Source organism: Pseudotenacibaculum haliotis (assembly GCF_042684245.1).
Classification (GTDB): domain Bacteria; phylum Bacteroidota; class Bacteroidia; order Flavobacteriales; family Flavobacteriaceae; genus Polaribacter; species Polaribacter haliotis_A.
This window is the reverse complement of record NZ_JBHULH010000003.1, coordinates 148,310-173,122: the sequence shown is the minus strand read 5'-3', so window position 1 is coordinate 173,122 and position 24,813 is coordinate 148,310. Positions and strand designations below refer to the sequence as shown.

At 35.8% G+C, this 24,813-nt stretch carries 23 protein-coding genes; 14 read left to right on the top strand and 9 right to left on the bottom strand.

Features of this window, described 5'->3' with window-relative positions:
- Positions 1 to 209: 209 nt before the first annotated feature.
- Entirely contained in the window at positions 210 to 1,271 is a 1,062-nt protein-coding gene (locus ACFSRZ_RS06440; RefSeq protein WP_379665714.1) for a zinc metalloprotease, read from the top strand.
- A gap of 77 nt (positions 1,272 to 1,348) precedes the next feature.
- Positions 1,349 to 1,774 carry a hypothetical protein gene (locus ACFSRZ_RS06435; protein ID WP_379665713.1) on the top strand — a complete coding sequence of 142 codons (426 nt, stop codon included), beginning with the start codon at positions 1,349 to 1,351 and terminating at the stop codon, positions 1,772 to 1,774.
- 44 nt (positions 1,775 to 1,818) lie between these two features.
- Here the strand turns inward: ACFSRZ_RS06435 and ACFSRZ_RS06430 are convergent, their stop codons facing one another.
- The gene (locus tag ACFSRZ_RS06430) at positions 1,819 to 3,351 is read right to left on the bottom strand and encodes a G-D-S-L family lipolytic protein (protein WP_379665712.1); all 1,533 of its coding nucleotides are present in this window, start codon (positions 3,349 to 3,351) and stop codon (positions 1,819 to 1,821) included.
- Between the two features lie 14 nt (positions 3,352 to 3,365).
- The gene (locus tag ACFSRZ_RS06425; RefSeq protein WP_379665711.1) at positions 3,366 to 6,167 is read right to left on the bottom strand and encodes a TonB-dependent receptor; all 2,802 of its coding nucleotides are present in this window, start codon (positions 6,165 to 6,167) and stop codon (positions 3,366 to 3,368) included.
- 192 nt (positions 6,168 to 6,359) lie between these two features.
- Here ACFSRZ_RS06425 and ACFSRZ_RS06420 point away from each other — a divergent pair, with 192 nt between their 5' ends.
- The 6 genes from ACFSRZ_RS06420 (at position 6,360) to mgtE (ending at position 13,204) form a co-directional block, all read left to right on the top strand.
- A complete protein-coding gene (locus ACFSRZ_RS06420; RefSeq protein ID WP_379665710.1) occupies positions 6,360 to 7,298 on the top strand; it encodes a bifunctional riboflavin kinase/FAD synthetase in 939 nt (312 codons plus the stop codon).
- A gap of 56 nt (positions 7,299 to 7,354) precedes the next feature.
- The gene (gene serS, locus ACFSRZ_RS06415; protein ID WP_379665709.1) at positions 7,355 to 8,629 is read left to right on the top strand and encodes a serine--tRNA ligase; all 1,275 of its coding nucleotides are present in this window, start codon (positions 7,355 to 7,357) and stop codon (positions 8,627 to 8,629) included.
- A 265-nt stretch (positions 8,630 to 8,894) separates the two neighbouring features.
- Positions 8,895 to 10,667, top strand: a complete 1,773-nt coding sequence (locus ACFSRZ_RS06410) for a tetratricopeptide repeat protein (protein ID WP_379665708.1) — start codon at positions 8,895 to 8,897, stop codon at positions 10,665 to 10,667.
- A gap of 63 nt (positions 10,668 to 10,730) precedes the next feature.
- Complete coding sequence (locus tag ACFSRZ_RS06405; RefSeq protein ID WP_379665707.1) at positions 10,731 to 11,060, top strand: DUF4286 family protein; 330 nt, start codon at positions 10,731 to 10,733, stop codon at positions 11,058 to 11,060.
- A 1-nt stretch (position 11,061) separates the two neighbouring features.
- Positions 11,062 to 11,865: a 16S rRNA (adenine(1518)-N(6)/adenine(1519)-N(6))-dimethyltransferase RsmA gene (gene rsmA, locus ACFSRZ_RS06400; protein WP_379665706.1), complete on the top strand. Its 804-nt coding sequence runs from the start codon at positions 11,062 to 11,064 to the stop codon at positions 11,863 to 11,865.
- Entirely contained in the window at positions 11,855 to 13,204 is a 1,350-nt protein-coding gene (mgtE, locus tag ACFSRZ_RS06395; RefSeq protein ID WP_379665705.1) for a magnesium transporter, read from the top strand. Before rsmA ends, mgtE begins: the two co-directional genes overlap by 11 nt.
- 195 nt (positions 13,205 to 13,399) lie before the next feature.
- Here the strand turns inward: mgtE and ACFSRZ_RS06390 are convergent, their stop codons facing one another.
- The 3 genes from ACFSRZ_RS06390 to ACFSRZ_RS06380 form a co-directional block, all read right to left on the bottom strand.
- Positions 13,400 to 14,065, bottom strand: a complete 666-nt coding sequence (locus ACFSRZ_RS06390; protein ID WP_379665704.1) for a response regulator — start codon at positions 14,063 to 14,065, stop codon at positions 13,400 to 13,402.
- Positions 14,055 to 15,866, bottom strand: a complete 1,812-nt coding sequence (locus ACFSRZ_RS06385; protein WP_379665703.1) for a tetratricopeptide repeat-containing sensor histidine kinase — start codon at positions 15,864 to 15,866, stop codon at positions 14,055 to 14,057. Before ACFSRZ_RS06385 ends, ACFSRZ_RS06390 begins: the two co-directional genes overlap by 11 nt.
- 278 nt (positions 15,867 to 16,144) lie before the next feature.
- On the bottom strand, positions 16,145 to 16,672 hold the full coding sequence (locus ACFSRZ_RS06380; protein ID WP_379665702.1) for an RNA methyltransferase: 528 nt from the start codon (positions 16,670 to 16,672) through the stop codon (positions 16,145 to 16,147).
- A gap of 154 nt (positions 16,673 to 16,826) precedes the next feature.
- On the opposite strand from ACFSRZ_RS06380, the gene mutS reads away from it, so the two are divergent.
- On the top strand, positions 16,827 to 19,436 hold the full coding sequence (mutS, locus tag ACFSRZ_RS06375; protein WP_379665701.1) for a DNA mismatch repair protein MutS: 2,610 nt from the start codon (positions 16,827 to 16,829) through the stop codon (positions 19,434 to 19,436).
- Between the two features lie 18 nt (positions 19,437 to 19,454).
- Positions 19,455 to 19,736 carry a Sec-independent protein translocase subunit TatA/TatB gene (locus ACFSRZ_RS06370; protein WP_379665700.1) on the top strand — a complete coding sequence of 94 codons (282 nt, stop codon included), beginning with the start codon at positions 19,455 to 19,457 and terminating at the stop codon, positions 19,734 to 19,736.
- A 2-nt stretch (positions 19,737 to 19,738) separates the two neighbouring features.
- Here ACFSRZ_RS06370 and ACFSRZ_RS06365 read toward each other — a convergent pair whose 3' ends face one another.
- The 4 genes from ACFSRZ_RS06365 to ACFSRZ_RS06350 form a co-directional block, all read right to left on the bottom strand.
- Positions 19,739 to 20,380 (bottom strand): O-methyltransferase, encoded by a 642-nt coding sequence (locus tag ACFSRZ_RS06365; protein WP_379665699.1) that lies wholly within the window; start codon positions 20,378 to 20,380, stop codon positions 19,739 to 19,741.
- 112 nt (positions 20,381 to 20,492) lie between these two features.
- A complete protein-coding gene (locus tag ACFSRZ_RS06360; protein ID WP_379665698.1) occupies positions 20,493 to 20,762 on the bottom strand; it encodes a hypothetical protein in 270 nt (89 codons plus the stop codon).
- A gap of 4 nt (positions 20,763 to 20,766) precedes the next feature.
- Positions 20,767 to 21,342, bottom strand: a complete 576-nt coding sequence (locus tag ACFSRZ_RS06355; RefSeq protein WP_379665697.1) for a sigma-70 family RNA polymerase sigma factor — start codon at positions 21,340 to 21,342, stop codon at positions 20,767 to 20,769.
- Positions 21,343 to 21,366: 24 nt separating this feature from the next.
- Positions 21,367 to 21,849, bottom strand: a complete 483-nt coding sequence (locus ACFSRZ_RS06350; RefSeq protein ID WP_379665696.1) for a nuclear transport factor 2 family protein — start codon at positions 21,847 to 21,849, stop codon at positions 21,367 to 21,369.
- Between the two features lie 136 nt (positions 21,850 to 21,985).
- Here ACFSRZ_RS06350 and panB point away from each other — a divergent pair, with 136 nt between their 5' ends.
- The 4 genes from panB to ACFSRZ_RS06330 all read left to right on the top strand — a co-directional run bounded on the left by panB (position 21,986) and on the right by ACFSRZ_RS06330 (position 24,808).
- Positions 21,986 to 22,804 (top strand): 3-methyl-2-oxobutanoate hydroxymethyltransferase, encoded by an 819-nt coding sequence (gene panB, locus ACFSRZ_RS06345; protein WP_379665695.1) that lies wholly within the window; start codon positions 21,986 to 21,988, stop codon positions 22,802 to 22,804.
- A 44-nt stretch (positions 22,805 to 22,848) separates the two neighbouring features.
- On the top strand, positions 22,849 to 23,784 hold the full coding sequence (locus tag ACFSRZ_RS06340) for a 2-hydroxyacid dehydrogenase (RefSeq protein ID WP_379665694.1): 936 nt from the start codon (positions 22,849 to 22,851) through the stop codon (positions 23,782 to 23,784).
- Between the two features lie 9 nt (positions 23,785 to 23,793).
- Positions 23,794 to 24,204 (top strand): response regulator transcription factor, encoded by a 411-nt coding sequence (locus ACFSRZ_RS06335; RefSeq protein WP_379665693.1) that lies wholly within the window; start codon positions 23,794 to 23,796, stop codon positions 24,202 to 24,204.
- A gap of 97 nt (positions 24,205 to 24,301) precedes the next feature.
- Entirely contained in the window at positions 24,302 to 24,808 is a 507-nt protein-coding gene (locus ACFSRZ_RS06330; protein WP_379665692.1) for a DUF4199 domain-containing protein, read from the top strand.
- Positions 24,809 to 24,813: the final 5 nt, after the last annotated feature.

Genomic DNA, 24,813 nt, shown 5'->3' with positions numbered 1-24,813 from the left:
TATTCACTAAAATAGGGGATAAAATTCATCCCCAAAAAAGGGTATTGTGTATTTAATTTATTTTTTTCATATTGCGGCATGTTTAAAAAATTAAACAAATATTTGAAGTATTGTTAAAATTTAAACACCAATATTTTTCATCTTTTTGTTTTTTAACTTTTTTAACAGTTTTTACTAAATAACTATTCAACTAACTAAATCAATTAATCATGAAAAAAGTTTATGGTTTGTTGCTCATCGCAGCAGCACTTTTTATTGGGTGTCAGAATGAAACTGAAAATCTCCCAGAACAACAAGTAATCGACATGTCTGACTTCTATGTTCACAGTGACGGGACAGATAAAAGTCCAACAGAAGGAAAGCAATGTCATTCAATGGAAGTGCTAAACAGAATGCTAGAAAAAGATCCGGAATTATTCCAAAGAATGTATGATATCGAGTATGCTACACGTAAGTTTATTGCCGGAAAACCAGGAAATGGAAATGGAAACGGCGGCGGCGGTAACGGTGGCGGTGACGGTGGCGACGGCGGTGACGGTGGTACCGGAGGAGACAACCTTGGAGTTGTAAACATTCCGGTATACGTACACGTTGTTTACAGCAATACCAATGAAAACATCAGCAGTACTCAAATCAATTCTCAAATGACTGTTCTAAATGATGATTTCAGAAAAGCAAACAATGATGCAAACCAAGTTCCTTCTGAATTTGCTGGAGTAGCAGCTGATTCTGAAATTACCTTTTCTTTAGCAGGTGTATTCAGACATTCAGATTCAAGAACTTCTTGGGGAACAAATGATGCTGTAAAATCGGCTTATCCTCCAGTAACTCCATCAACTCACTTAAACATTTGGGTGTGTAACATTGGAGGAGGAATTTTAGGATACGCTCAATTTCCGGGAGGAAATCCTGATACAGACGGAGTTGTAGTATCTCCACAGTATTTTGGAACAACAGGGTATGTTTCGGCTCCTTTTGACGGAGGAAGAACCTTAACTCATGAAGTTGGACACTATTTAAACTTAAGACATATATGGGGGGATGGTAGATGTAACAGAGATGATTTTGTAGCTGATACTCCAAAATCTGACAGACCAAACTATGGATGTCCTACATATCCAACGTCTCATTGTCGTTCAAATGATATGACAATGAACTATATGGATTATGTAAATGATGATTGTATGTACATGTTCACCGAAGGTCAAAAAGCGCGTATGAGAGCTCTTTTTGCAGCTGGTGGAGGTAGAGCATCAATTGCAGGGAATTAATCTCTAAAAATCAACTAACTACTTGGAAAAGGTGTCTAATAGACACCTTTTTTTATATTTACAGAAATAAAAGTATTATGAAAAAAGTTTTTCCCTTACTTGCTGTTTTTAGTTTGCTCCTAGTTGCGTGTCCACCTATACCTCATCATTTCGCCTACAAAAAAATAGAATACAACGCCTATACCAGAGGTAGTTCAGAATATATTTCTTTAGACAGAAGCGTCATAAAATATGTTCAGAACAATCAAGACACTATCAGAAAACCTATAAGAAACAAACATAATAAGCATCTTTATGAGCTGCTTAAAAACATTAATCTTGAAACCCTTTCCGGTTTAAAAGTCCCTTCTAAGAAGCATCAATATGATGGAGCTATGGCGGCTACTTTAAGTGTTTACAGTTTTGGAGATTATAAAAATACATCCCCAACTTTTGACGATAACAATCCTCCTGAAGAATTAAAGGAATTGATTGACTATATAAAAGGTCTAGTAAAAAAATAAAAAAGCGGCTTACAAGCCGCTTTTTTTATTCCAATCAACTGAAATTAAATTCCAGGTGGATAGTTTGTTGGATAGTTGGCTGCCTTAGCCACATTTCCTGAAGCCATAAAGTTTGACCCATAAGTCGCATCTACCGCTTCTAATATTTTATTTGCCATTAAAGCATATCCTCTAGATGTTAAGTGAATTCCGTCCAAACTTACCATTCCTCCAAAAACTAAGCTTGTAGTCATTGTAAATTCATCAAACTGAGTTCCGGTTGTTGATGCTTCCGTTAACAATCCATTTAAATCTACAACAGCCAATCCGTTCGCATTTCCTATAGATACAATTGTAGCATTGTATGCATCTGTAGCAACTTGGATACTGTTTTGCTCTTCCGGAGTTAATACCCAATTATCTGCTAAAGGAACAGTCAATCCATTGATCAACGCAGGGTTTCCTCCTACCGTTGTTCCAATGAAACTTGAACTTGTTAATACTAAGAAATCATCAGCTGTTGCTTGTCTCATACTCAGCAATTGTGGATTAATTCCTGTTATGTCTGTTAAATCTTCATCTATAATTACTACGGCATTTTGCCCTGCAGAGAAGGTTATTGTTCTTCTAGCTACTTCTGCTGCAATTTCTTCAGGTGTCATCCCTAAATTACCCAAGGCATTTGCTCCTGTTATCGCTGGTAATAAGTTTGCGTTGTATGCTGCATATCCTGCATTTAATTGTGCTGCCGTTGCTGCATCTAACGGTACAGGATTGTGAGGTACTGTTGTAAAGAACGGTAAGTTCACAATAGAAGGTACAGTTACTACTGCTCCTTTTGCTCCACCAGCTGTCATTGTAGTTACCATAGAACTAAATACCTGAGTAAAAAGTCCTGGGTCTGTAATATCATTAGACCCGTAGGTGGCTGGGTTTGGGTTTCCTGTTTGTACAGTTCCTGTTCCTCCAGAGATTGCATATCCTAATACATCATTTCCTCCAATTTCAGAAATTGTAAAGAACGTTGCTCCTGCTCCTGCTGCATCTGCTAAAACAGTTGTTGTTGGACTTGATGCCATTCTCACAAAATATGGATTTGCTGTAGTTCCAACTCCGGTAATATTTCCATATTCTGGTGCTACCATATGGAAACTCTTAGCTCCCGGTACTCCATAATTGTTAAAAGGTCCTGTAAGAATGTTAGAAACTTCTGTTGTTGGAGTTCCTGGTACAACAGCCGGCCCTGCTCCATTAAAGAACAATCTTGGGTTTGAAATCACCTGACCTCCTAAGGTCAAACCTCCCACATTATCACTTACTAGAGGCTGAACGAAATTCCCTCCGCCTACATTACTCATCATCTGAGCCATAATACTTGGGAAAGATCTAGATTGAGCCGCTAAGAAAACGGATCCATCAGAAAACCCTGCAGTAAAAGAAGCCCCTATTGACACATATTTTGAGAAGTCTGCTGTTCCTGCTGTTGGTGTAGGTAAAACAACTACTTCTGCTGGAATTTCATCCAACTCATTGTTAACATCACAAGCAGCAAAACTCGCCGCCAATGCCATTAAGAATATATATTTAAATTTTTTCATCTTTCTTCTTTTGTTTAGTTGTTAATAGTCCAAGACAGGTAGAATTGAGAACCGATTGCTCCAACTCCAGGTGCACTCAAGTACTCTTGACCTGTAAGGTTAGCCCCTCCTAATTTAAATACTGACTTGATCTCAGGAACTGTGTAATTGATTTGAGCATCGATTACAGTACGAGAGTCAATAATCGCATCATGGAAAGTAGACTGCCATAAATACTCATCTTGCCATCTTAGATTTACATTGAAACCGAAGTTTTTAAACAACTCTTGTTTTCCGATCTGTAATTTAAACTTGTGCTCTGGAGTGTTGAACGAAGGTTCGAAATCAGGATCAGAAGCTTGGTCAAAATCAAATTTAGAATACGTATAGTTAAATCCAACATTGATTCCATTCAATACTTTTGTGTTGATCGCAATTGCAACTCCATAAGAGTTTACATCAGCAGCTGAGTTTGTATAAGCTGAGAATGGTTTGAAATCTCCATTTTGAAGTGCCAATAACGACAATCCATTATCTCCTGCTTGTCCGTAATAAGGAACTAAAACAGTTCTTGTTGCAATGAAATCTTGATAGGTGTTATAATATCCACTTAAATCTACACTTACTTTGCTGTTTTCAACATCAAATACACCACGATATCCTAATTCAACAGCAGTTACTTTTTCTGGAGATACCAAAGGAGTGTTGATCGCAGTTGGAGTTCCGGCATTTACAGAAGCTAAAGAGAATGCGTTTTCATAAGCGCTTCTTCCTGATAATTGTACTGTTGCCGATCCGGTAAATGCTTGACCTGCTCCACTTACTGAAAGTGGTGAACTTAAATATCTGTCTAAGTTATCTGGAGCAGAACCTACTAATAAAGCTCTACCTGCATCCAACCCGATGTATTGATCTTGAGTAGTTGGGTATCTGAATCCTGTTTGGAAAGACCCTCTGAAGTTGTGCTCTTTGTTTTCTCCTGCTGCATAAGCCAACGATAATCTTGGCGAGTAGTTTCCGTCAAAGTTTTGAGCACCGTCATAACGAATAGAAGCAGTTAATTTTAAACGATCTTCGTCTAAGAATTGCTTTTGAAGCTGCGTATAAATACCATATTCGCTATAGTCAATTGGTCCGTCAAAATCTGTAAAGATCGTTCCGTTAGAGTTCAAAGAGTACTGTCTGTAAGAACCTCCTACTTGAATTTCACCCCAATCGATATAATCTCTTAAGTTATAGTTACCATCTACGTGGTATAATTTTGTTTGATCTTGGAATTTAGATCCTGTAGTTAAATTAGGATCTGCAGTAACAGCATCAAATGCTTCTTGGAACCCTGCTGTTCCCGGAACCAATCTTCCAGTATCTGCAGTTTGTCTTGCCAATGCATGAGCTTGAGCAGGTAATAAACCTCCTAAAGTTCCTTGTACAAATGCTCCTACATACTGTCCATACCAAGTATTATCATCTTTCCATCTTCTGTTGATGTTAATCGCAGCAAAACGTGTATCATACGAGTCTCCTGCATCTTCAGTTGTTAAATACCCTCTTAAGAAGAAGTTCTTTCCTCTTAATTCTAATCTATGCTGAGCTAAGAAGAAATCAGAGATGTTATATCTGTTCAATCCTTGATAGATTGTATTTCCTCTACCAATCTTTGAGTTCCAGATAATTTCTAAACGGTCATTTCCGAAAGGACGGTAATGGAATGCTGTATTGAACTTTACACTTCTTGCATTGTAAGTCATCAAGTCTCTTTCTTCATATCCTGTTCTACTTACATTAACACTAGGTACTAATGCATCTGCTCCTGAAGGTAAAATACCTAATCCTACCAATGCTTGAGCAACACCTCTAATGTTTGTTGATACTTCATCACCATAAACGTTCAATCCATCATAATTGATGTCTGAAGCTCTGTCTCCAGCAATATATTGTCCGTTTAATGTATTTCTATAATCTGTTGCAAACCATTCTGTTCCATCTAGGATAGATAAGGTAGCTTTTGCAGCAAACTTATCAGAGAATACATAAGCCATTCTAAAGTTGTACTCTGTAAACTCATTATCTCCTGCTGCGTCTTGAACTGTGTATCCTCTTTTGTGAGAGAAGCTGATTCCTTGATCGTCAAACGGGCTTCTACTAGTCATAAACATAATTCCGTTAAACGCATTTGCCCCATATAATGCAGATGACGCTCCCGGAAGAATTTCTACTGTAGCTACGTCTAGTTCAGACATCCCTAAAAGGTTACCAATAGCGAAGTTCAACGCCGGAGAAGAATTGTCCATTCCATCTACCAACTGCATAAATCTTGTGTTGGCAAATGTTGCAAAACCTCTGGTATTTACAGACTTAAATGTTAAACTGTTTGTGTTGATGTCAACTCCTTTTAAGTTCTCTAAACCATCATAAAAAGAAGGAGCAGTCGAATTCTTAATTGCTCTGGCATCTAACCTTTCTACGGTTACCGGTGATTCTAAAATACGTTCCGGTGTTCTAGATGCAGAAACAACTACTTCATCAAGAGCAGTAGCATTTTCTGTAAGTGAAACTTCTACTACCTGTTTGTCTTTTGTGATTTCAACTTTTGCAGTTTGAAATCCTAGCATCGAAATTTCGATGGTAAAAGGTGGTACTTCATTCACTTTCAAGGTAAATTTTCCATCAAAGTCAGTTGTTGTACCAACTGCTTTTCTGGACACTTTGATATTTGCCCCTAAAAGTGTCTCCCCCGTTTTTGCATCTTTCACAGTACCCGTTACTGTTGTTGTTTGTGCAACCATAATGGCTGAACTAAACATTACAAATGCAAAAAAAATTATCTTTTTTATCATCTTGTAAATTATTTGTTAACTCAAACGAAAATACAATTTTTTTCTTTTTATCTCTTTTTTTTTCGAAATCTGTAAAAAAATCGCCTAAAAATTGCATTTCTATGGGTGTTTTTGCTCCAAATTTTCATAGTTGATTTTTTTAGGTTTTTATTCTGAATGAATTGTAACTTTGCTTTCAAAATTTTACTCCTTTTGAAAGTTATTCACTCCATTTCAAACTTCTCTTCGGAAAACGATTGTTTTGTTACCATTGGAACATTTGATGGTGTGCATATCGGTCACCAGAAGATTCTAAAAGACCTTATTCAATCTGCTAAAGAGCAAAACAAAAAATCTGTTCTCTTAACCTTTTTTCCACACCCAAGAATGGTTTTGCAGAAAGATGTTTCCTTAGAATTGCTTAATACTATTGATGAAAAGTCTCAATTATTGGAAGAAATGGGCTTGGATTATTTGATCATCCATCCGTTCAGTAAAGAGTTTTCTCGATTAACAGCCTTAGATTTTGTAAGGGATATCCTGATCAACCAATTGAATACTTCTAAATTGATCATTGGTTATGATCATCACTTTGGAAAAAACAGAGAAGGAAACATCGATCAATTAAGAGAGTATAGTTTGCTTTTTGATTTTGATGTTGAAGAGATTCCTGCTCAGGATATTGACGATGTATCTGTTAGTTCAACCAAAATACGAAGAGCTTTGCACAATGGTTTGTTAAAAACTGCAAACCGTTATTTAGGTTATAATTATATGTTGAACGGAACTGTTGTCAACGGAAAAAAGCTTGGTGGTAAAATCGGTTTTCCTACTGCAAACATTGACATCAAAGAAGATTATAAGCTAATTCCAAAAACAGGGGTTTATGTTATTAAAACTTCTATTGAAGGGCAGGTTAGACATGGAATGATGAATATTGGTTATCGCCCAACTTTGGATGGAAAACATCAAACCATAGAAGCTCATTTGTTTGATTTTAATGGAGATCTTTACGGTAAAGAAATAAAAATAGACCTCTTGTTTTTCTTACGTGAAGAGCAAAAATTTGATTCGGTTGATGATTTGATCGTTCAACTGAAAAAAGACAAAGAAAACGCTCTTGCTTTTCTTCAGAACAATCTTTCTCTATAGATTGCGATATTCCTATACTTGCTGTATCTTTGGCGCTTCAAAAAAGAAGCTTCGTTATGTTACAAGTTCAATTTATTAGAGATCACAAACAGACTGTTTTAGATGGCTTGGCAAAGAGAAATTTTGCTGACGCTGAAAAAATTATTGATCAGGTATTGTCTACAGATGATGCCAGAAGAAAGGCACAAGTGTCTTTAGACAACGTGTTGGCTGAGTCTAATAAATTGTCCAAAGAGATTGGAATGCTTTTCAAGTCTGGCGAAGTACAAAAAGCCAATTTGGTCAAAGAAAAAACAACTCAACTTAAAGAGCAAAGAGAAGTTCTTGCGCAACAAAAAAGTGCTGCAGAAGAAGAGTTGAAAGAGCTTTTGTATCAAATCCCTAATGTTCCTCACCCATCTGTTCCTGTAGGAAATACAGATGAGGATAACGAAGAGATTTACAGAGAAGGAGATGTTCCTGTTTTGCATGAAAACGCACTTCCTCACTGGGAATTAGCAAAAAAATATGACATCATAGATTTTGAGTTAGGAACCAAGATCACCGGTGCAGGATTTCCTGTGTATAAAGGAAAAGGTGCTCGTTTGCAACGTGCTTTGATCAACTACTTCCTAGATAAAAATACCGCTGCCGGTTACAATGAAATTCAGGTGCCTCATTTGGTAAATGAAGATTCTGGAAGAGGAACCGGACAGTTACCGGATAAGGAAGGTCAAATGTACCATGTTGGAAACGAAAACTTGTATTTAATTCCTACTGCAGAAGTTCCGGTAACAAACATTTATAGAGATGTTTTACTAAAAGAAACTGATTTTCCAATTCAAAAGACAGGATATACTCCTTGTTTTAGAAGAGAAGCAGGGTCTTATGGAGCTCATGTAAGAGGATTGAATCGTTTACACCAATTTGACAAGGTAGAAATCGTTCGAATAGAACATCCTGAGAATTCTTACAAGGCTTTAGACAATATGGTAGAGCATATACAAGGTATCTTAAAGGAGTTAAAACTTCCTTACAGGATTTTACGTTTGTGTAGTGGTGATTTAGGATTTACTTCTGCTCTTACGTTTGATTTTGAAGTGTTTTCTACAGCCCAAGACAGATGGTTGGAAGTAAGCTCTGTTTCAAACTTTGAAACTTTTCAAGCAAACAGATTAAAACTGCGTTTTAAAAATAAAGAAGGTAAGAGTCAATTAGCTCACACGCTAAATGGTAGCGCATTGGCTTTGCCTAGAATTTTGGCGGGTATCTTAGAGAATTATCAAACTGAAGAAGGAATTCAAGTTCCGGAAGCCTTGATTCCTTACACTGGTTTTGATATGATCGATTAGTTTGCTGAAACAGCAACCATTAATCTTTTGTATTTATTCATTTCAAGCAACGCGTTAAAATAGTCGCTTATTTGTCCCATTTTCATAAACTCTATCGAGTTTTGCTTGGCAGTTTCGTATTGTCTAGTTAAGTCTTTCATTTTCTTGTTTCGATTGGTTATTTACTAGTAAGACAATTATTGTGCCAAAATGTTACAGTATACCCTCAGAAAAGATGATGGTTTAATAAAAAATTAACATATATGTTGCATATCTTTGATTTCATATGAAGAAAGCTTTTATCATTATTGCCTTGTTATACAGCTGTTTTGCCTTTAGTCAAAACAACTTTATGTTGGCTGAGGATTACATGAGACAGGGAGAGTATAAAAAAGCAGCTCAGATTTATGAATCACTCTTAAAAAGAAACCCTTTTAATACAACTTACTTAAAAAGATTGGTCACTTGTTTTCAGGAAACAGATCAATATTTAAAAGCTGAAACTCTTTTGAGGGAAACTCTAAAAAACAATCCGGGGCAAAAATATTTGCATGTAGAAATTGGCTATAATTTTGAGCGTCAGCAAAAAATGATATTGGCCAAAAGAGAATATGAAATTGCCTTGAATTCTATAGACATCAATCCTAGTTTGGGAGGAATTATTGGTCGTATGTTCCGACAGAATAATTCTTTAGACAATGCAATTATTGCCTACACAAAAACAATGGAACTGAATAAAAATGCTAATTATCAGTTTCAAATAGCTCAAATCTATGGTGAGAAAGGTGAGTTCGATAAAATGTTTGGTGCCTATATTGAGCTAGTTGATCAAAATGAAAGTTACTTAGGAACTGTTCAAAGATTAACCAGCAGATACATTACCGATGATTCCAAGAATGAAAATAATGTTTCCTTAAAAAGAGCTCTTTTACGAAAATCAGTCAGCAATCCAAAAGATGTTTGGAACGAGTTATTAAGCTGGTTGTTTGCAAAACAAAAAGAATATCAAAAAGCATTTATTCAGGAAAAAGCTTTGTTTAAAAGAAACCCTGAATACATAGATAACATTATTACCTTAGGAAAGATTGCTTTTAATGATCGTGATTACGCTGCCGCAAAAGATTGCTTTGCTTTTCTTCTAGAGAACACCAATTTTATTGATGAAAAACTAAATGCAGAGTTATACCTTCTAAAAGTTGGAATAGAAACCGGAGAGAAAAATATCACTCAACGTTTTGATACTGTGCTAAGCACTTATGGCATCAACAGTAAAACCATTCCGCTTCAAATTGCTTATGCAGATTTTTTGACTTTCAAGTCCGGAAACCCGGAAAAAGCAGAGAACATTCTAGAGAATGCATTGAGCTTTTCTAAGTCTAAATTTCAACAAGCTCGAATCAAACTAAAATTAGGAGATGTGTTGGTTTTTACAGGAAGATTTAACAAAGCTCTGATCTACTTTTCACAAGTTCAAACCAAGCTAAAAAATCATCCATTGTCTCAGCAAGCTCGATTTAAGGTTGCGCAAACTTCATATTTTAAGGGAGATTTTAAATGGGCTATGGCTCAACTAAAGGTGCTTAAAGGGTCAACTAGTCAATTAATCGCAAATGATGCTGTAGATCTTTTTCTTGTAATCTCAGATAATGAGCCTAAAGATTCTATCCCTTCCGGATTAAAAGAATACGCCAGAGCCGATCTGCTTGCCTATCAAAATAAAGATAGTGAAGCCATGACTATTTTAACCGGCATCCTATCCAAATACAAAGGTTTTCCTGTAGAAGACGAAGCTCTTTTTAAACAAGCTCAGATACTTGTAAAGCAAAAGAAATATAATGAAGCTATTCTCACATTTGCTAAAGTGGTGGCATTAGACCCACAGGGTATTTTAAATGATGATGTGTACTATGAAATGGCTGAACTTTACAATAAACAATTAAATCTGCCGGAAAAGGCAAAAGAATACTACCAAAAGATTATTTTTGAATATCCTTCCAGCATCTACCTTGTAGATGCAAGAAAGAAATACCGAGAATTGCGGGGGGATACTATCAATTAAATAATGAGTTAATGAAATAATTTATTCACTAGCCCATTGTTTCATTAAATCATTAATCACAACATGTACATATACAACGTAACAATCAATATTGACGAGAGCGCTCATAACGAATGGCTTTCGTGGATTCAAGAACATATCAAAGAAGTTTTAGACACCGGAAAATTTGTTTCAGCTAAATTGACTCAGGTTCTTGTAGAAGAAGAAATGGGCGGAATAACGTACTCCGTTCAGTACACAGCAAAAACTCGTGAAGATCTTGATGAATATTATAAAGTTGATGCTCCAAAGCTCCGCAGTGACGGGATGAAAAAGTTTGCTGATAAAATGGTAGCTTTTAGAACAGAATTAAAAGTGGTTAACGAATTTTACCCTACAAGCGTAAGTAATTAAGATGTCTGTTAGAGCCAAAAAACATTTAGGTCAACATTTCCTTACCGATGAGAATATTGCAAAAAAGATTGCTAATTCTCTTTCTGAGGAAGGGTATAAAAATATCTTGGAAATTGGCCCGGGAATGGGTGTGTTAACCAAGTATTTATTACAAGGGAAAAGCAAAGTAACCGTGATGGAATTAGATTCGGAATCTGTTGCTTTCTTGCAAGACGATTTTAAAAAAGAGTACATCACTCTAAATACTTCTTCAGAAAAATTTCAGATCGTAGAAGGAGATTTCCTAAAGCAGGATCTAAAAAGTTTCTTTAAGCAGCAACAAGTAGCAATTATTGGAAACTTTCCTTACAATATTTCGTCTCAGATCGTTTTTAAAGCTATTGAAAACAGAGATGTTGTTCCTGAATTCTCTGGGATGTTTCAAAAAGAAGTTGCAGAACGAGTAGCTGCCAAAGAAGGAAGCAAGATCTACGGTATCTTATCTGTACTAACACAAGCTTTTTACGATGCAGAATATTTGTTTACGGTTCCTGCTTCTGTTTTTAACCCACCTCCAAAGGTAGAGTCGGGTGTTATTCGCCTTACTCGTAAGAAAGATTATACATTACCTGTAGACGAAAAACTCTTTTTTAGAGTTGTAAAAACTGCATTTAACCAAAGAAGAAAAATGCTTCGAAGCAGTTTAAAATCTTTCAATCTTTCGGATACCTTAAAAGAAGATACTATATTTGCGATGCGTCCAGAACAATTGTCTGTGAGCGAGTTTATTGAACTCACGCATAAAATCGCAAATCATGTCGTTTGAAATTACCAAAGAGCTTTTAGAAACAGTAACGTCCTACATTGAAGCATCAAACGATACTGCGCTTATCTCTTATTTTGAAGAGATGCACCACGCAGATATTGCTGAAATTCTGGATGAACTTTCTTTTGACGAAGCCGTTTACATCATCAAATTATTAGACAGTGAAAAAACCTCCGAGGTTTTAATGGATGTTGATGATGATGTGCGAGAAAAGATCTTAAAGAACCTTTCTGCTAAAGAGATTGCCGAGGAGGTTGAAGAGCTGGATTCCGATGATGCTGCCGATATCATTGGTGAGCTTTCAGAAGAACGTCAGGAAGAGGTAATGTCTCAAATAGAAGACGAAGAACACGCCAAAGAAATTGAAGAGCTTTTAGCGTATGACGATGATACTGCCGGTAGTTTGATGGCCAAAGAATTGGTAAAAGTGAACGAAAACTGGACCGTTTTGAAGTGTGTTCGAGAAATGCGTGCACAGGCAGAAGAGGTAACTCGTGTTCACTCTATCTATGTAATTGACAACGAAGGAAAACTCAAAGGAAGATTGTCTCTAAAAGATCTGTTGATCGCTTCAACCAAAACTGCCATCTCAGAGGTTTACATTCCAAAAGTAGATTACGTTTTTGCTAATGACGACTTGGATGAGGTTTCCAATAAGATGAGAAAATACGACTTGGAAGCCATTCCTGTAGTAGATGATGAACATGTTCTTCTAGGAAGAATTACCATTGACGATATGGTAGATGTTATGAAAGAAGAAGCCGATAAAGATTATCAATTAGCAGCGGGTATTGTAGAAGATGTTGAGGCGGATGATAGTATTCTGGAATTGACAAAAGCACGATTGCCATGGTTGATCTTAGGTTTATTTGGAGGTTTGGGTAGTGTGTTTATTATGGAAGGTTTTGAAAACGCGATGAACAAATACAAAGAATTGTTCTTCTTTACTCCTTTAATTGCCGCAATGGCAGGAAATGTAGGAGTTCAATCTTCTGCAATTATCGTACAAGGTTTGGCCAATGACAATGTAAAAGGAAGCTTGTGGAAACGTCTTTTAAAAGAGGTTGGCTTAAGTTTAATTAATGGTTTGGTCTTAGGGGTTATCTTGATTGCTGTGGCTCCTTTAATGGGCTTAGAGGCCAATTTAAGCTATACTGTGTCTATTTCTATGCTTTGTGTAATTATAGTAGCTTCTCTGATCGGTACTTTTGTTCCTATTATTCTAGACAAAAGAGGGATAGACCCTGCAATTGCTACTGGTCCTTTTATTACAACCAGTAATGATATTTTTGGGATCTTCTTATTCTTTATGATCGCAAAGATGATGCTTCATTTCTAAAAAATAGAAAACCCCTCGATTTGCATCGAGAGGTATTTCCTTTTTCCTTTTTCTGATTACCGTCCCCTAAAGTAACCAGCAATATTCCCTGCTTGTATTATTTTAAAAACATTCAGAGTATCAAACTTAGAAACAATAAGAGACACTACATTGCGGTTTTCTGCAGTTTAAAGTGCGATTTTCCGCAAAAAAAGATCAATCTATAATACCTAACTCCTTGGCTTTCAGAACTAAATCTGTATTATTTTTAGCATTTAGGTCGATGCGAAGATTTGCTAATTTGTTCTCAATAGCTCGGATTTTCATAAAATTTCCATCCGATTTTCTGATTTTCCCTTCCAGGTTTACAATCTTACTTTGCTTAGGAAGTTCTTTTAGAATTTGAATAGCTACCTCGTCCATTTGAATCTGAACGATGTTTCGTTTTAAGATCTTTTGGTGGATCTCGTGAGTATAAAAAGGCATGTTTTTGAGCATTTGCTGAACAGCAAAATGAAGTTCATCTCCAGAGCAATGACTTTTTAATATATAAGCATTGGGTTTTAAGTTGTTGATTACATTAAACACTCGATTGGTTTCTGTATGACCGGTAACTACGCCTATTTTAACAGGAATCTCGTCGCTTTTTACCTTTCGGATCAAAGCCTCACCACCGTCTAATTCCGACTCATCATTCAAGTTCTCAAAACTCAAGTCTGTAAACAATACATCAAAAGTATTTTCTTTCAATTTTTTGTAGGCGTCATCACAGGTGTTGCAATAAGACACCTCGTATTGATCATGCTTTTTTAAAGCATTGATAATACCATCAATCATCAAAGGATGATCATCAACAACAAGAATTTTAATCTTATCTGCCATGTATCGGAATACGTATCGTAGTTTTTGTCCCCTCTTCCGAGCTTTCTATGTCAAAAGAACCATGAATCTCTTCAGCTCGCTCTTTTAAATTCTTTAACCCAATCCCTTTTTTGCCTTTGGTTAGGTCAAACCCTTTTCCATTATCTTTCAAAAGTAGCACGATTTCTTTCTTTTCTATAGAAAAATGAATAAAAAATTTACTCGCCTCTGCATATTTGAGTGTATTTTGGAGACTTTCTCTAATACATAAATACAATGTTCTTTTGAGTGTATTATTGATTTCTTTCCAACCAATATCGTTGATTCCTTCCGTAGAAATTCTAAAAGATGGTGAAAACGAATCAGCAATTAGGTTTACGATCTGATCTTTAAAAGACACCTCATCAAAGCTTACACTACTCAATTGATGAGATAAGTTTCGTACGTTCTCTTTGATCTTTTCCAGATTGTCTGCCTCTTTTTGAAGTTCTGTTTTCGAGAGTTTTTGGTGCAGCATTCTCAGGTCTCCGGCTACCTCATCATGCAATGATTTGGCTATTTGCTGACGTTCTTCTTCACGAACAGATGCTTTTTGTAGCTGAGCTTCGTACATCAATTTCTTTCTTCTCGCTCTAAAATAAACATAACTAAAACCAAGTCCTAAAATTGCTAATCCGGAAGCCAGCCAACTAATCAGTTTTTGTTGACGTTGCCTTTCTGTTTCTCGCTCTTGTTCTTCTTTATCTATTCTAAGTTTTTCATTTTGCTTATCCTTCTTTTCCGTTTCATAACGAACTAAAGCAAATTGACCTTTTAAATAACGTTCTCGCTTATTCAAACTATCGTTTAATTGAGCGTATTCTTGATAATATTGTTTGGATTGTAAGCCATTAGTTAATTCTCCTAGTTTTAGCAGAGCAGAAAGGCGGGTTGCATTGTTATTGACTTTTTTAGCTAATTCATATCCTTTCTCTGCATGATATTTAGCTTTGATTCTATTCCCCTCTTCTAAAAACCGTTGAGAAAGACCATTGTGAGAAAGACTTAAACCGTATGTGTTCTTTGCTTTTTCTCTTAAATCTAAAATCAATAAATATTTTTCCCAAGCTTCTTGTTTTTCATCTATTTCATACAAACAATCTGCCAAGTTTCCGAGAAGGAGAATGTATTGATTAAACCTTTTTTCTTTATCTGAAATACTGTTTAAACCTAAATTTAAATATTCTATTGCTTTAGTGTGATTGCCTTCTAAAAGATAAGTGTTCCCAATATTATTTAATAAAAACAAATTCCATCCTTCTTTAAAGTTTTCGTTTTTATGTAATTTGAAAATTTCCTGAGATTTATAATATGATTTTCTAGCTTCATTATATTCCCCTAAGTTTGTGAGTATATTGCCTAGTATATTATATCCATCCCCAGTGTAACTAATTTCTTTTAAAGGTTCTAAATATCTTAATGTTTCTATAGCTACATCCTTAGCTCCTACATAATCTCTTTCGTCATTTTGCATATAAGCCATACTTAACAGCCTTCTACCTACTTCCAAAGAATCGTTAATTTGTTTGGATATGTCTTTTGATTGATGGTAATAATAGTAAGAGCTGTCTAGACGATATTGAATTCTAAATTTAAGTGCTTTAAAGTGATATATTTTAGCTAAAGAAAGTGAGTCTCCGTAGCTTTCATAAAGCTCTTTGAGAAGTATATTGGATTCTTTTAATCCTACAGTATCTCTCTTGAAGTAATAATCAAGTCCTGTTTGGATAATAGAATCTCGCTTTTGATCAATATTTTGACCAAAACACAAAAAAGAAATCAAGAAAAAAATAGGGAATAGTTTCATAAAAAAGGAAAAACACCTTTTCAGGTGTTTGATGTTTTAAAGTTTTCCGCCGCCGCCTTCTCCTCCGCCAGACCCGCCAGATCCACCAGTACCGGTTCCGCCGCCACCGACACCAGTTCCTCCAGTGTCACGAAGATTCATCATTTGTAATTCTCTGAGTGTTTTTTTAATGTCCATAATCCTTTGTTTTAGGGTTAATAATTAGGGATACTGTTCTTTAAAGTTAGAAGAATGAATGTTAAAATCAAAAGATTTTAGGAAATTTTAAGAAACAGGTCCCATAAAACTACCCCGCAGCTCACAGAGATATTCAAGGAATGTTTGGTGCCTAACTGAGGGATTTCCAGACAGTAATCTGAGGCAGAAACCACCTCTTGTTGCACGCCTTTTACCTCGTTTCCAAACACCACTGCTAGCCGCTTTTTTGGCTCTGGAGCAAAGGAATTTAGCATGATGCTCTGATCGGCTTGTTCTATAGAAGCAACTTTTACGCCTTGTTCTTGCAGTTCTTTAATCAGACTTAAGGCGTCTTCTCTGTATTCCCAATCTACAGACTCGGTAGCACCCAAAGCTGTTTTGTGAATTTCCTTATTAGGAGGTGTTGCCGTAATACCACACAAGTAGATCTTCTCAATTAAAAAAGCATCGCTGGTTCTAAAAACAGAGCCTACATTGTTCAAACTACGAATGTTATCCAACACCACAATAATGGGTGTTTTTTGAGTTTCTTTAAACTCATCAACAGAGATTCTTCCTAGTTCGTTATTCCGTAGTTTTCTCATAAAAAGTTCTGTCTTTCTTCTATAAAATCTAAGCGTTTTTTGTTCATATATTTTTGTTTCATTTGAAAATTCACCGAATACAAATGAAAAAATTCATGTACTTTTAAACGCTAATTGTTAGTGATGGTAAAACTAACTGAAAAATTCCAAAAACTTGGCAAAAACAAAAGGGAAAAAGGAGACTCCTTTAATGAAACAATACAACTCTATCAAGGCTAAATACCCTGATGCGATCCTGTTGTTTCGAGTAGGAGATTTTTATGAGACATTTGGTGATGATGCAAAAAAAGCCGCTGAGGTTTTAGGAATTATTTTAACCAAAAGAGGCGCCGGAAGTGAAAGCGAAACGGCTTTAGCGGGGTTTCCACACCACTCGCTAAATACCTATTTACCAAAATTGGTAAAAGCCGGATTAAGAGTTGCCATTTGTGATCAGTTAGAAAACCCTAAGCTGACTAAAAAGATTGTAAAGAGAGGTGTAACCGAGCTGGTGACTCCGGGAGTTTCTTTGAATGATGAAGTACTACAATCCAAGTCCAACAACTTTTTGGCTGCCGTTCATTTTGGAAAACGACTATTGGGTGTTTCTTTTTTAGATGTTTCTACGGGTGAGTTTTTATTGGCTCAAGGAAATGAAGAATACATCGATAAGTTATTGCAAAACTTTAGCCCTTCTGAAGTACTAGTTGAAAAACAGAACAAACAACGTTTTAAAGAGTTGTTTGAAGATCGTTTTTACACTTTTTATTTAGACGATTGGGTATTTCAGCAAGATTACGGAAGAGAAACCTTAGAAGGTCATTTTAAAGTAGGTTCTTTAAAAGGTTTTGGGGTAGATGAACTTACAGAAGGTATTGTAGCTTCCGGAGCCGTGTTGTACTACTTATCGGAAACACAACACAACAAACTACAGCACATTCAAAACATCAGCAGAATTGCAGAAGATCATTATGTGTGGATGGACAGATTTACGGTTCGCAACTTAGAACTGTATCATTCTACCGCTATTAATGCAGTCACTCTTTTGGATGTAATTGACAGAACGATTTCTCCTATGGGAGGTCGTTTGTTAAAGCGCTGGTTGGCACTACCTTTAAAGAATATTGAAGAGATTCAACTACGTCATGATCTGGTAAAATATATTATTGAGAATGACGATTTTAGAGAGATTTGCGAATATCAAATTCAGCAGATCAGTGATCTAGAACGTTTGGTTTCTAAGGTAGCAACAGGAAAAGTTTCTCCAAGAGAAATGGTTTTATTAAAGAACTCTTTGAAAGCCATTCTTCCTGTAAAAGAAGCTGCTTTGCAAAGCAAAAACGCTTCGGTAAAAAGTATTGGAAATCAGTTTACTGATTGTACGGATGTTATTGAAAAAGTTGAGAAAACATTGTTTGATGACGCTCCGGTAAACATCAACAAAGGAAATGCGATTGCTCATGAAGTTTCTCAAGAACTAGATGATTTACGCGCTATTTCTAATTCAGGAAAGGAGTACTTAGACAACATGTTGAAAAGAGAGACGGAAAGAACAGGAATTCCTAGTTTAAAGATCGCTTTCAACAATGTGTTTGGATATTATATAGAAGTAAGAAATACACACAGAGATAAAGTGCCTGAAGAGTGGATTCGTAAACAAACTTTGGTAAATGCAGAGCGATATATTACCGAAGAACTCAAAGAATACGAAACCAAGATCTTGGGTGCTGAGGAAAAGATTCAGGAATTAGAGCAACAGTTGTTTGCTGAGTTGGTTCAATACATCATTGAGTTTGTGAATCCTATTCAGCAAAACGCACAAACCATTGCCAAGGTAGATGGGCTATTGTCTTTTGCCAGATTGGCTATTGATAATAATTATGTGCGTCCAATTGTAGATGACAGTACTGATATCGAGATCAAAAACGGGCGTCATCCGGTTATTGAAAAGCAATTACCAATTGGAGAAGAATACATTGCCAATGATATTGTGTTGAACAGAAATCAGCAACAGGTGATGATGATTACCGGGCCTAATATGTCGGGTAAATCGGCTATTCTACGTCAAACAGCATTGATTGTTTTGCTAGCACAAATGGGTTCTTATGTTCCTGCACAGAATGCTCGAATAGGAGTGGTAGATAAGATATTTACACGTGTAGGAGCCAGCGATAATATTTCGATGGGTGAGTCGACCTTTATGGTAGAAATGAACGAGACGGCTTCTATTTTGAACAATATTTCCGACAGAAGTTTGGTCTTGTTGGACGAGATTGGTCGTGGAACATCTACCTATGACGGAATCTCTATTGCATGGGCCATTGCAGAATACTTGCACGAACACCCTTCCAAAGCAAAAACGTTGTTTGCAACTCACTACCATGAGTTAAATGAAATGACCACAACCTTTGAACGAATCAAGAATTTTAATGTATCTGTAAAAGAACTAAAAGATACTATTATCTTCTTGAGAAAACTGGTTGTAGGAGGGAGCAATCACAGTTTTGGTATTCATGTAGCTAAGTTAGCCGGAATGCCAAATCAAGTAATTCACAGAGCTTCTAAAATCTTAACTCAGTTAGAAAAAAATCATACAAACGAAGAGGTAAAAGAAACTTTAAAAGAGGTTCAGCATGACGATCTTCAATTAAGTTTTTTCCAATTAGACGATCCTTTATTAGAAGATATTCGTGAAGAAATACTATCGACCAATATAGATGCGTTAACTCCTATAGAAGCCTTGATGAAGTTAAACGAAATCAAGCGAATGTTGGTAAAGAAATAACTATCTTTGTATCGAATTATGATGGGAACTTTTTTATTTATTGGCGGACCTGAAATCTTTATCATCTTATTGATCGTGGTAATGTTCTTTGGTGCAGATAAAATTCCTGAAATAGCCAGAGGCTTAGGAAAAGGAATGAGTCAGATCAAAAATGCAACCAACGACATCAAAAAAGAGATCAACGAAAGTGCCAAAAATCAAGGTATAGATACCGATTTAGCTTCAGATATCAACAAAGAGATCAGTGAAGTAAAGGACAATATCGACGACCTAACAGGCCCTATTAAAAGAAATAGATAGTCTTACTTCACTCTTGAAATAGTCAAACCATCTCGTATTGGCAACACAACCGTTTCTACTCTTGAGTCTGTATTTAGTAGCTGGTTGTATTCTAATAAAGCTTTCGTATCTATATCTTTAGGATCTAGTTCTTCAACTACTTTTCCGCTCCACAAAACATTGTCTGATAATATGATTCCTCCTGGGTTCATTTGGTCGATTACCAAGTGAAAATAGTTGGGATAGTTAGATTTATCAGCGTCAATAAAAACAAGGTCGAATTTCTCTTCAATTGTTGGAATAATCTCTAATGCATTTCCTGCATATTGTTTGATGTTAGAACGATATCCCGATTTTTCAAAGTATTTGTTTTGAAGGTCTTCTAACTCTTCATTTTTGTCGATCGTGTGTATCATTCCTTCTTTCGCCAAACCTTCAGCAATACAAATCGCTGAATACCCTGTATAAGTCCCTATTTCTAAGACGTTCTTTGGTGCAATTAACTTAGAGATCATCGACAATACTCTTCCTTGAAAAGCACCGCTTAACATTCTTGGGTTTAAAACCTTTTGCCAGGTTTCTTTACTCAATTCTTTTAAAACTGTAGGCTCTTGTTGCGAATGAGCAACTACATAGGAATCTATTTTTTCGGGTAAGAAATTCATCTTGATGTGTAAAATACGATGCTGCTAAAATACAAAAACCCTCAGTGAGGGTCAATAAAAAACGAAGTCTATAATTATAAACTTCGTTGTATTTCTTATAAAGACAGTAGAGTTAAGCGCTTAGTTTCTCCAGCTCTTTTCTCATCTTTTCTTTCTCTTCTTCGCTCATACAGAGCGTTGCAGATTTATGTTGATCTGCATGTGCCTTTTTCTTGTACATTTTTGTAAGCAACGCGTTCTGTTTTGTATATAAAGCACAAATCTTACATTTTAAAAAATGTATGTTCAGCTTTATTTTCTCTAAAAGAGTAGCTTCACCATATTGATTTTTGTCACATATGGTCGTTGCTTCATCGCATGTGATTTCTAGCTTTTTAAACATTTCCTTAATTATTAAACCAGTTCTCCTCTAAACATTTTCTTAACTGAGTTCTAGCTCTGTGGATAATAACCCAAAGGTTTGACGGAGTTATATCTAGTTCCTTACAAATATCTTCTGTATCAAATTCTTGAATCGTTTTCATTCGAAAAACCATCGCATATTTTTCAGGCAGAAAATCTATACAATCATCTATTTGGTTGTGAAGCTCTCTTGATTCTATTCTCTTCTCTGCTTCATTTTCCCATGTTTGTGGCACCCTTTCTTCAATCCAATTTCCTTCATTATCTCCATCTTCATAGAAATTCATACGAACTTCGGCTTGCCCTTTTTTAGAGTTGATCTTTCTGTAATAATCGATGATCTTTCTCTTTAAAATAGAGATCAGCCAAGTTCTTTCTGTTGATTTTCCTTCAAAATTCTTTGCAGACTTTAATCCGGCAAAAAAGGTTTCTTGTACAAGATCCTTTGCCAAATCGTGGTTGTTAACCCTTACAATAGCATAGTTAAACAAATAGTCAGAATATTTGCTTATCCATTGGTTAGGGTCTAATTGATGTGATGCAACTGTTGGTTGGGCCATTGAATATGAAAACTCAAATATACATTATTTTTTGTCTTTTAATGCTTTGCAATTTCCTCGCCTTCTCATATCAACTAAGTAGATGATCTCCCAAGTTCCGTTGTTGTTATATAGTTGAAAGGAATTTGCTCCACAATGACTAAAGTTATCGTTTAAATAGAACTCATACGGAGTCCAAACAGAGGCAAGATTTCCATCTATTTTGATATCGTATGACAATAGTTTTTCAAAATACTTATCTGTAGGTTTCTTTTTAGAAACATTTGCCAAAAGTCGATCTCTTGTTTCTGTTCTCAACATTTTTTTTCCTTCTCTGTTGGTAAAAGTTGTTTGGATCTTAATGTCTTTATGAAGAGTTTTCTTCATAATGGTAGAATCTCCTTTATGTAATCCATCAAAAAAGGTTTCGATTACGTTTTTTATGGCGCTTTTTTCTTTTTCTTCTTGCTGTGCATTGACAATGTTTGTGCTAACTAATAGTAGTAGCAATACGATAATTCTAGACATAGTTTGTTGATTTTATGGGGTAAAACTATCAAATTTTAGCTGTTTCTTTCTTTTTCAAAATCAACATTAACGTAAGATTAACTAGATTTTGTTCTGTTGATATTTACTACTTTTACAAAATCTAAAAACAACTGACATGTCTGTAGCGAAAAAGCAATACAAAAGGATTACCACACGATCTTTAGTTGAAATGAAAGCCAATGGAGAAAAGATCTCTATGCTGACAGCTTATGATTATACCATGGCAAAAATTGTAGATGGTGCCGGAATTGATGTGATCCTTGTTGGAGACTCTGCCTCAAATGTTATGGCGGGTCATGAAACAACATTGCCAATTACTTTAAATGAAATGATCTACCACGCAAGTTCTGTTATTAGAGCTGTAGAACGTTGCTTGGTTGTTGTAGACCTTCCTTTTGGAACTTACCAAGGAAATTCTAAAAATGCCTTGGATTCTGCCATTCGAATTATGAAAGAATCAGGTGGGCACGCAGTAAAGTTAGAAGGTGGAAGTGAGATTTCTGAGTCGATTTCTCGAATTTTAACTGCCGGAATTCCTGTGATGGGTCATTTGGGTTTAACTCCACAATCTATTTATAAATTCGGAACTTATACTGTTAGAGCAAAGGAAGAAGAGGAGGCTAATAAGTTGATAGAAGATGCCAAACTACTAGAGCAATTGGGTTGTTTTGCATTGGTTTTAGAAAAAGTTCCTGCTGCTTTGGCCGAAAAAGTAGCAAAATCTATCAGTATCCCGGTTATAGGAATTGGTGCCGGTGGAGGCGTAGACGGACAGGTGTTGGTAACACATGATATGTTGGGAATGACACATGAGTTCAACCCTCGTTTTTTACGTAGATATTTAGATCTACACGCCGAAATGACCAACGCTTTTGAAAGCTACATATCTGATGTAAAAAGTCACGATTTCCCGAATGAAAAGGAACAATATTAACTCAATGTATCAATGAGATAATTGATTAATGAGCAAATGAAATAATGAAAGTTCTACATCTCGATACAAATCACCCTTTACTTATTCAACAACTTTCAGATCTTGGATTTGAAAATCATGAAGATTATACTTCCTCAAAAGAGATTATAGAGGATAAAATTCATCTGTACGATGGTGTTATTATTAGAAGTCGCTTTCGTATTGATACTTCTTTTCTAGATAAGGCTTCTCAGCTAAAATTTATTGGTAGAGTAGGTGCCGGACTGGAAAATATTGATTGTGATTATGCTGAAAAAAAGGGAATTGCTCTTATTGCTGCTCCGGAAGGAAACAGAAATGCTGTAGGAGAACATTCGTTAGGAATGTTATTATCGCTCTTTAACAAGCTTAATAAAGCGGATGATGAAGTGAGAAAAGGGTTGTGGTTACGCGAGGAAAATAGAGGTATTGAATTGGACGGAAAAACGGTTGGAATCATCGGTTATGGAAACATGGGAAAGGCCTTTGCTAAAAAACTTCGTGGGTTTGATGTTGATGTGATCTTTCATGACCTGAAAACAGGTTTATCTGATGAAAATGCTACTCAAGTTTCATTAGAAACCCTCCAAGAAAGTGCTGATGTTTTGAGCTTACATACACCTCAAACTGAACTAACCATCAATATGATCAACGAACGTTTTATCAATGCTTTTCACAAACCTTTTTGGTTCATTAATACAGCCAGAGGAAAGAGTGTGGTTACCAGAGATCTTGTTGATGCTCTTAAAGCAGGAAAAATCTTGGGAGCCGGATTGGATGTTTTGGAGTATGAAAAATCTTCGTTCGAAAATTTATTTACAGGTCTACTTCCTGAAGATTTTCAATACTTGATTGCTTCAGAAAATGTGATCCTTTCGCCTCATGTGGCGGGTTGGACTCAAGAAAGCAAGGAAAAACTAGCACAAACTATCGTAGATAAGATCAAAGCGAAATTTTGCTAAATTGCTAAGGTGAAGAAAACCATCTTTGTTTTTAGTGCTCTAATTATAGCTCTGCTTGTGCTCTTTCAACTGAGTACTTACTCGATCATTTCCGGTGATCTTGATGTTGAATTTCTGATCGCTTTTGTTGCTGTTCTGTCTTTCTTTGTCGGAATTTACTTCAATCGGAAATCCAAAAAACCTTCTTCTGAGACTCAAACCATCGATCGTAAAAAGATCAAACAACTAGAAATTACAGATCGTGAATATGAGGTTTTAGAACTCATCTCTCAAGGATTATCTAACAAAGAAATCGGTCAGAAACTCTTTTTATCCGAGAGCACCATCAAAACCCATGTTTCAAATCTTTTGGTAAAATTGAACGCGAAAAGAAGAACCCAAGCTCTCCAAAAAGCGAAAGAATTGAACATTATTCTCTAAATTTATACGAAAGGAGAAGGCTTTTGGTACTTTAGTATGAGTCTGTTTCTAAGCTGCAAAGCTACTTTTGAGTCAACAAATTCAAAAATTTATCATCATGAAAAAAACAGTTCTACGTTATGGATCTTATGGCGGTATTACTCTTGCCGTTTTATTCGTTCTTGGTTTGTATATCGGTCAAGGATTAGATTATTCTGTCAGAGAAGTTATTGGGTACACTACCATGATTCTTTCTCTTTCTTTTATCTTCTTTGCTATCAAACATCAAAGAGACAAAGAAAATGAAGGCATTATTTCTTTTGGAAGTTCTTTAAAAATTGGCGTTTTAATCAGTTTGATCGTTGCTCTTGTTTTTGGGGTTATCAACCTAGTGTATGTTGAAATTATCAATCCCGAATTTACTGCCGAGTATTATGCGCACATGGTTGAAAAATATAGAAACTCTCTTTCTGAAGTAGATTTTCAAGCAAAGTTAAAGGAGTTAGAAGCTCAAAAAGAGCTGTTTTCCAGCACTTTTATGAGTACCTTGATCATGTTCATGACCGTTTTTGTGTTAGGCTTTATAATTTCCTTAATTTCAGCATTGTTTTTACAACGTAAATAAAATAT

What these genes read in the sequence shown, in the direction of transcription:
- ACFSRZ_RS06440 (WP_379665714.1), top strand. Translation starts at nt 210, where the DNA reads ATGAAAAAAGTTTATGGTTTGTTGCTCATCGCAGCAGCACTTTTTATT.
- ACFSRZ_RS06435 (WP_379665713.1), top strand. Translation starts at nt 1,349, where the DNA reads ATGAAAAAAGTTTTTCCCTTACTTGCTGTTTTTAGTTTGCTCCTAGTT.
- ACFSRZ_RS06430 (WP_379665712.1), bottom strand. Translation starts at nt 3,351, where the DNA reads ATGAAAAAATTTAAATATATATTCTTAATGGCATTGGCGGCGAGTTTT.
- ACFSRZ_RS06425 (WP_379665711.1), bottom strand. Translation starts at nt 6,167, where the DNA reads ATGATAAAAAAGATAATTTTTTTTGCATTTGTAATGTTTAGTTCAGCC.
- serS (WP_379665709.1), top strand. Translation starts at nt 7,355, where the DNA reads ATGTTACAAGTTCAATTTATTAGAGATCACAAACAGACTGTTTTAGAT.
- ACFSRZ_RS06410 (WP_379665708.1), top strand. Translation starts at nt 8,895, where the DNA reads ATGAAGAAAGCTTTTATCATTATTGCCTTGTTATACAGCTGTTTTGCC.
- ACFSRZ_RS06405 (WP_379665707.1), top strand. Translation starts at nt 10,731, where the DNA reads ATGTACATATACAACGTAACAATCAATATTGACGAGAGCGCTCATAAC.
- rsmA (WP_379665706.1), top strand. Translation starts at nt 11,062, where the DNA reads ATGTCTGTTAGAGCCAAAAAACATTTAGGTCAACATTTCCTTACCGAT.
- mgtE (WP_379665705.1), top strand. Translation starts at nt 11,855, where the DNA reads ATGTCGTTTGAAATTACCAAAGAGCTTTTAGAAACAGTAACGTCCTAC.
- ACFSRZ_RS06390 (WP_379665704.1), bottom strand. Translation starts at nt 14,065, where the DNA reads ATGGCAGATAAGATTAAAATTCTTGTTGTTGATGATCATCCTTTGATG.
- ACFSRZ_RS06380 (WP_379665702.1), bottom strand. Translation starts at nt 16,672, where the DNA reads ATGAGAAAACTACGGAATAACGAACTAGGAAGAATCTCTGTTGATGAG.
- ACFSRZ_RS06370 (WP_379665700.1), top strand. Translation starts at nt 19,455, where the DNA reads ATGATGGGAACTTTTTTATTTATTGGCGGACCTGAAATCTTTATCATC.
- ACFSRZ_RS06365 (WP_379665699.1), bottom strand. Translation starts at nt 20,380, where the DNA reads ATGAATTTCTTACCCGAAAAAATAGATTCCTATGTAGTTGCTCATTCG.
- ACFSRZ_RS06360 (WP_379665698.1), bottom strand. Translation starts at nt 20,762, where the DNA reads ATGTTTAAAAAGCTAGAAATCACATGCGATGAAGCAACGACCATATGT.
- ACFSRZ_RS06355 (WP_379665697.1), bottom strand. Translation starts at nt 21,342, where the DNA reads ATGGCCCAACCAACAGTTGCATCACATCAATTAGACCCTAACCAATGG.
- ACFSRZ_RS06350 (WP_379665696.1), bottom strand. Translation starts at nt 21,849, where the DNA reads ATGTCTAGAATTATCGTATTGCTACTACTATTAGTTAGCACAAACATT.
- panB (WP_379665695.1), top strand. Translation starts at nt 21,986, where the DNA reads ATGTCTGTAGCGAAAAAGCAATACAAAAGGATTACCACACGATCTTTA.
- ACFSRZ_RS06340 (WP_379665694.1), top strand. Translation starts at nt 22,849, where the DNA reads ATGAAAGTTCTACATCTCGATACAAATCACCCTTTACTTATTCAACAA.
- ACFSRZ_RS06330 (WP_379665692.1), top strand. Translation starts at nt 24,302, where the DNA reads ATGAAAAAAACAGTTCTACGTTATGGATCTTATGGCGGTATTACTCTT.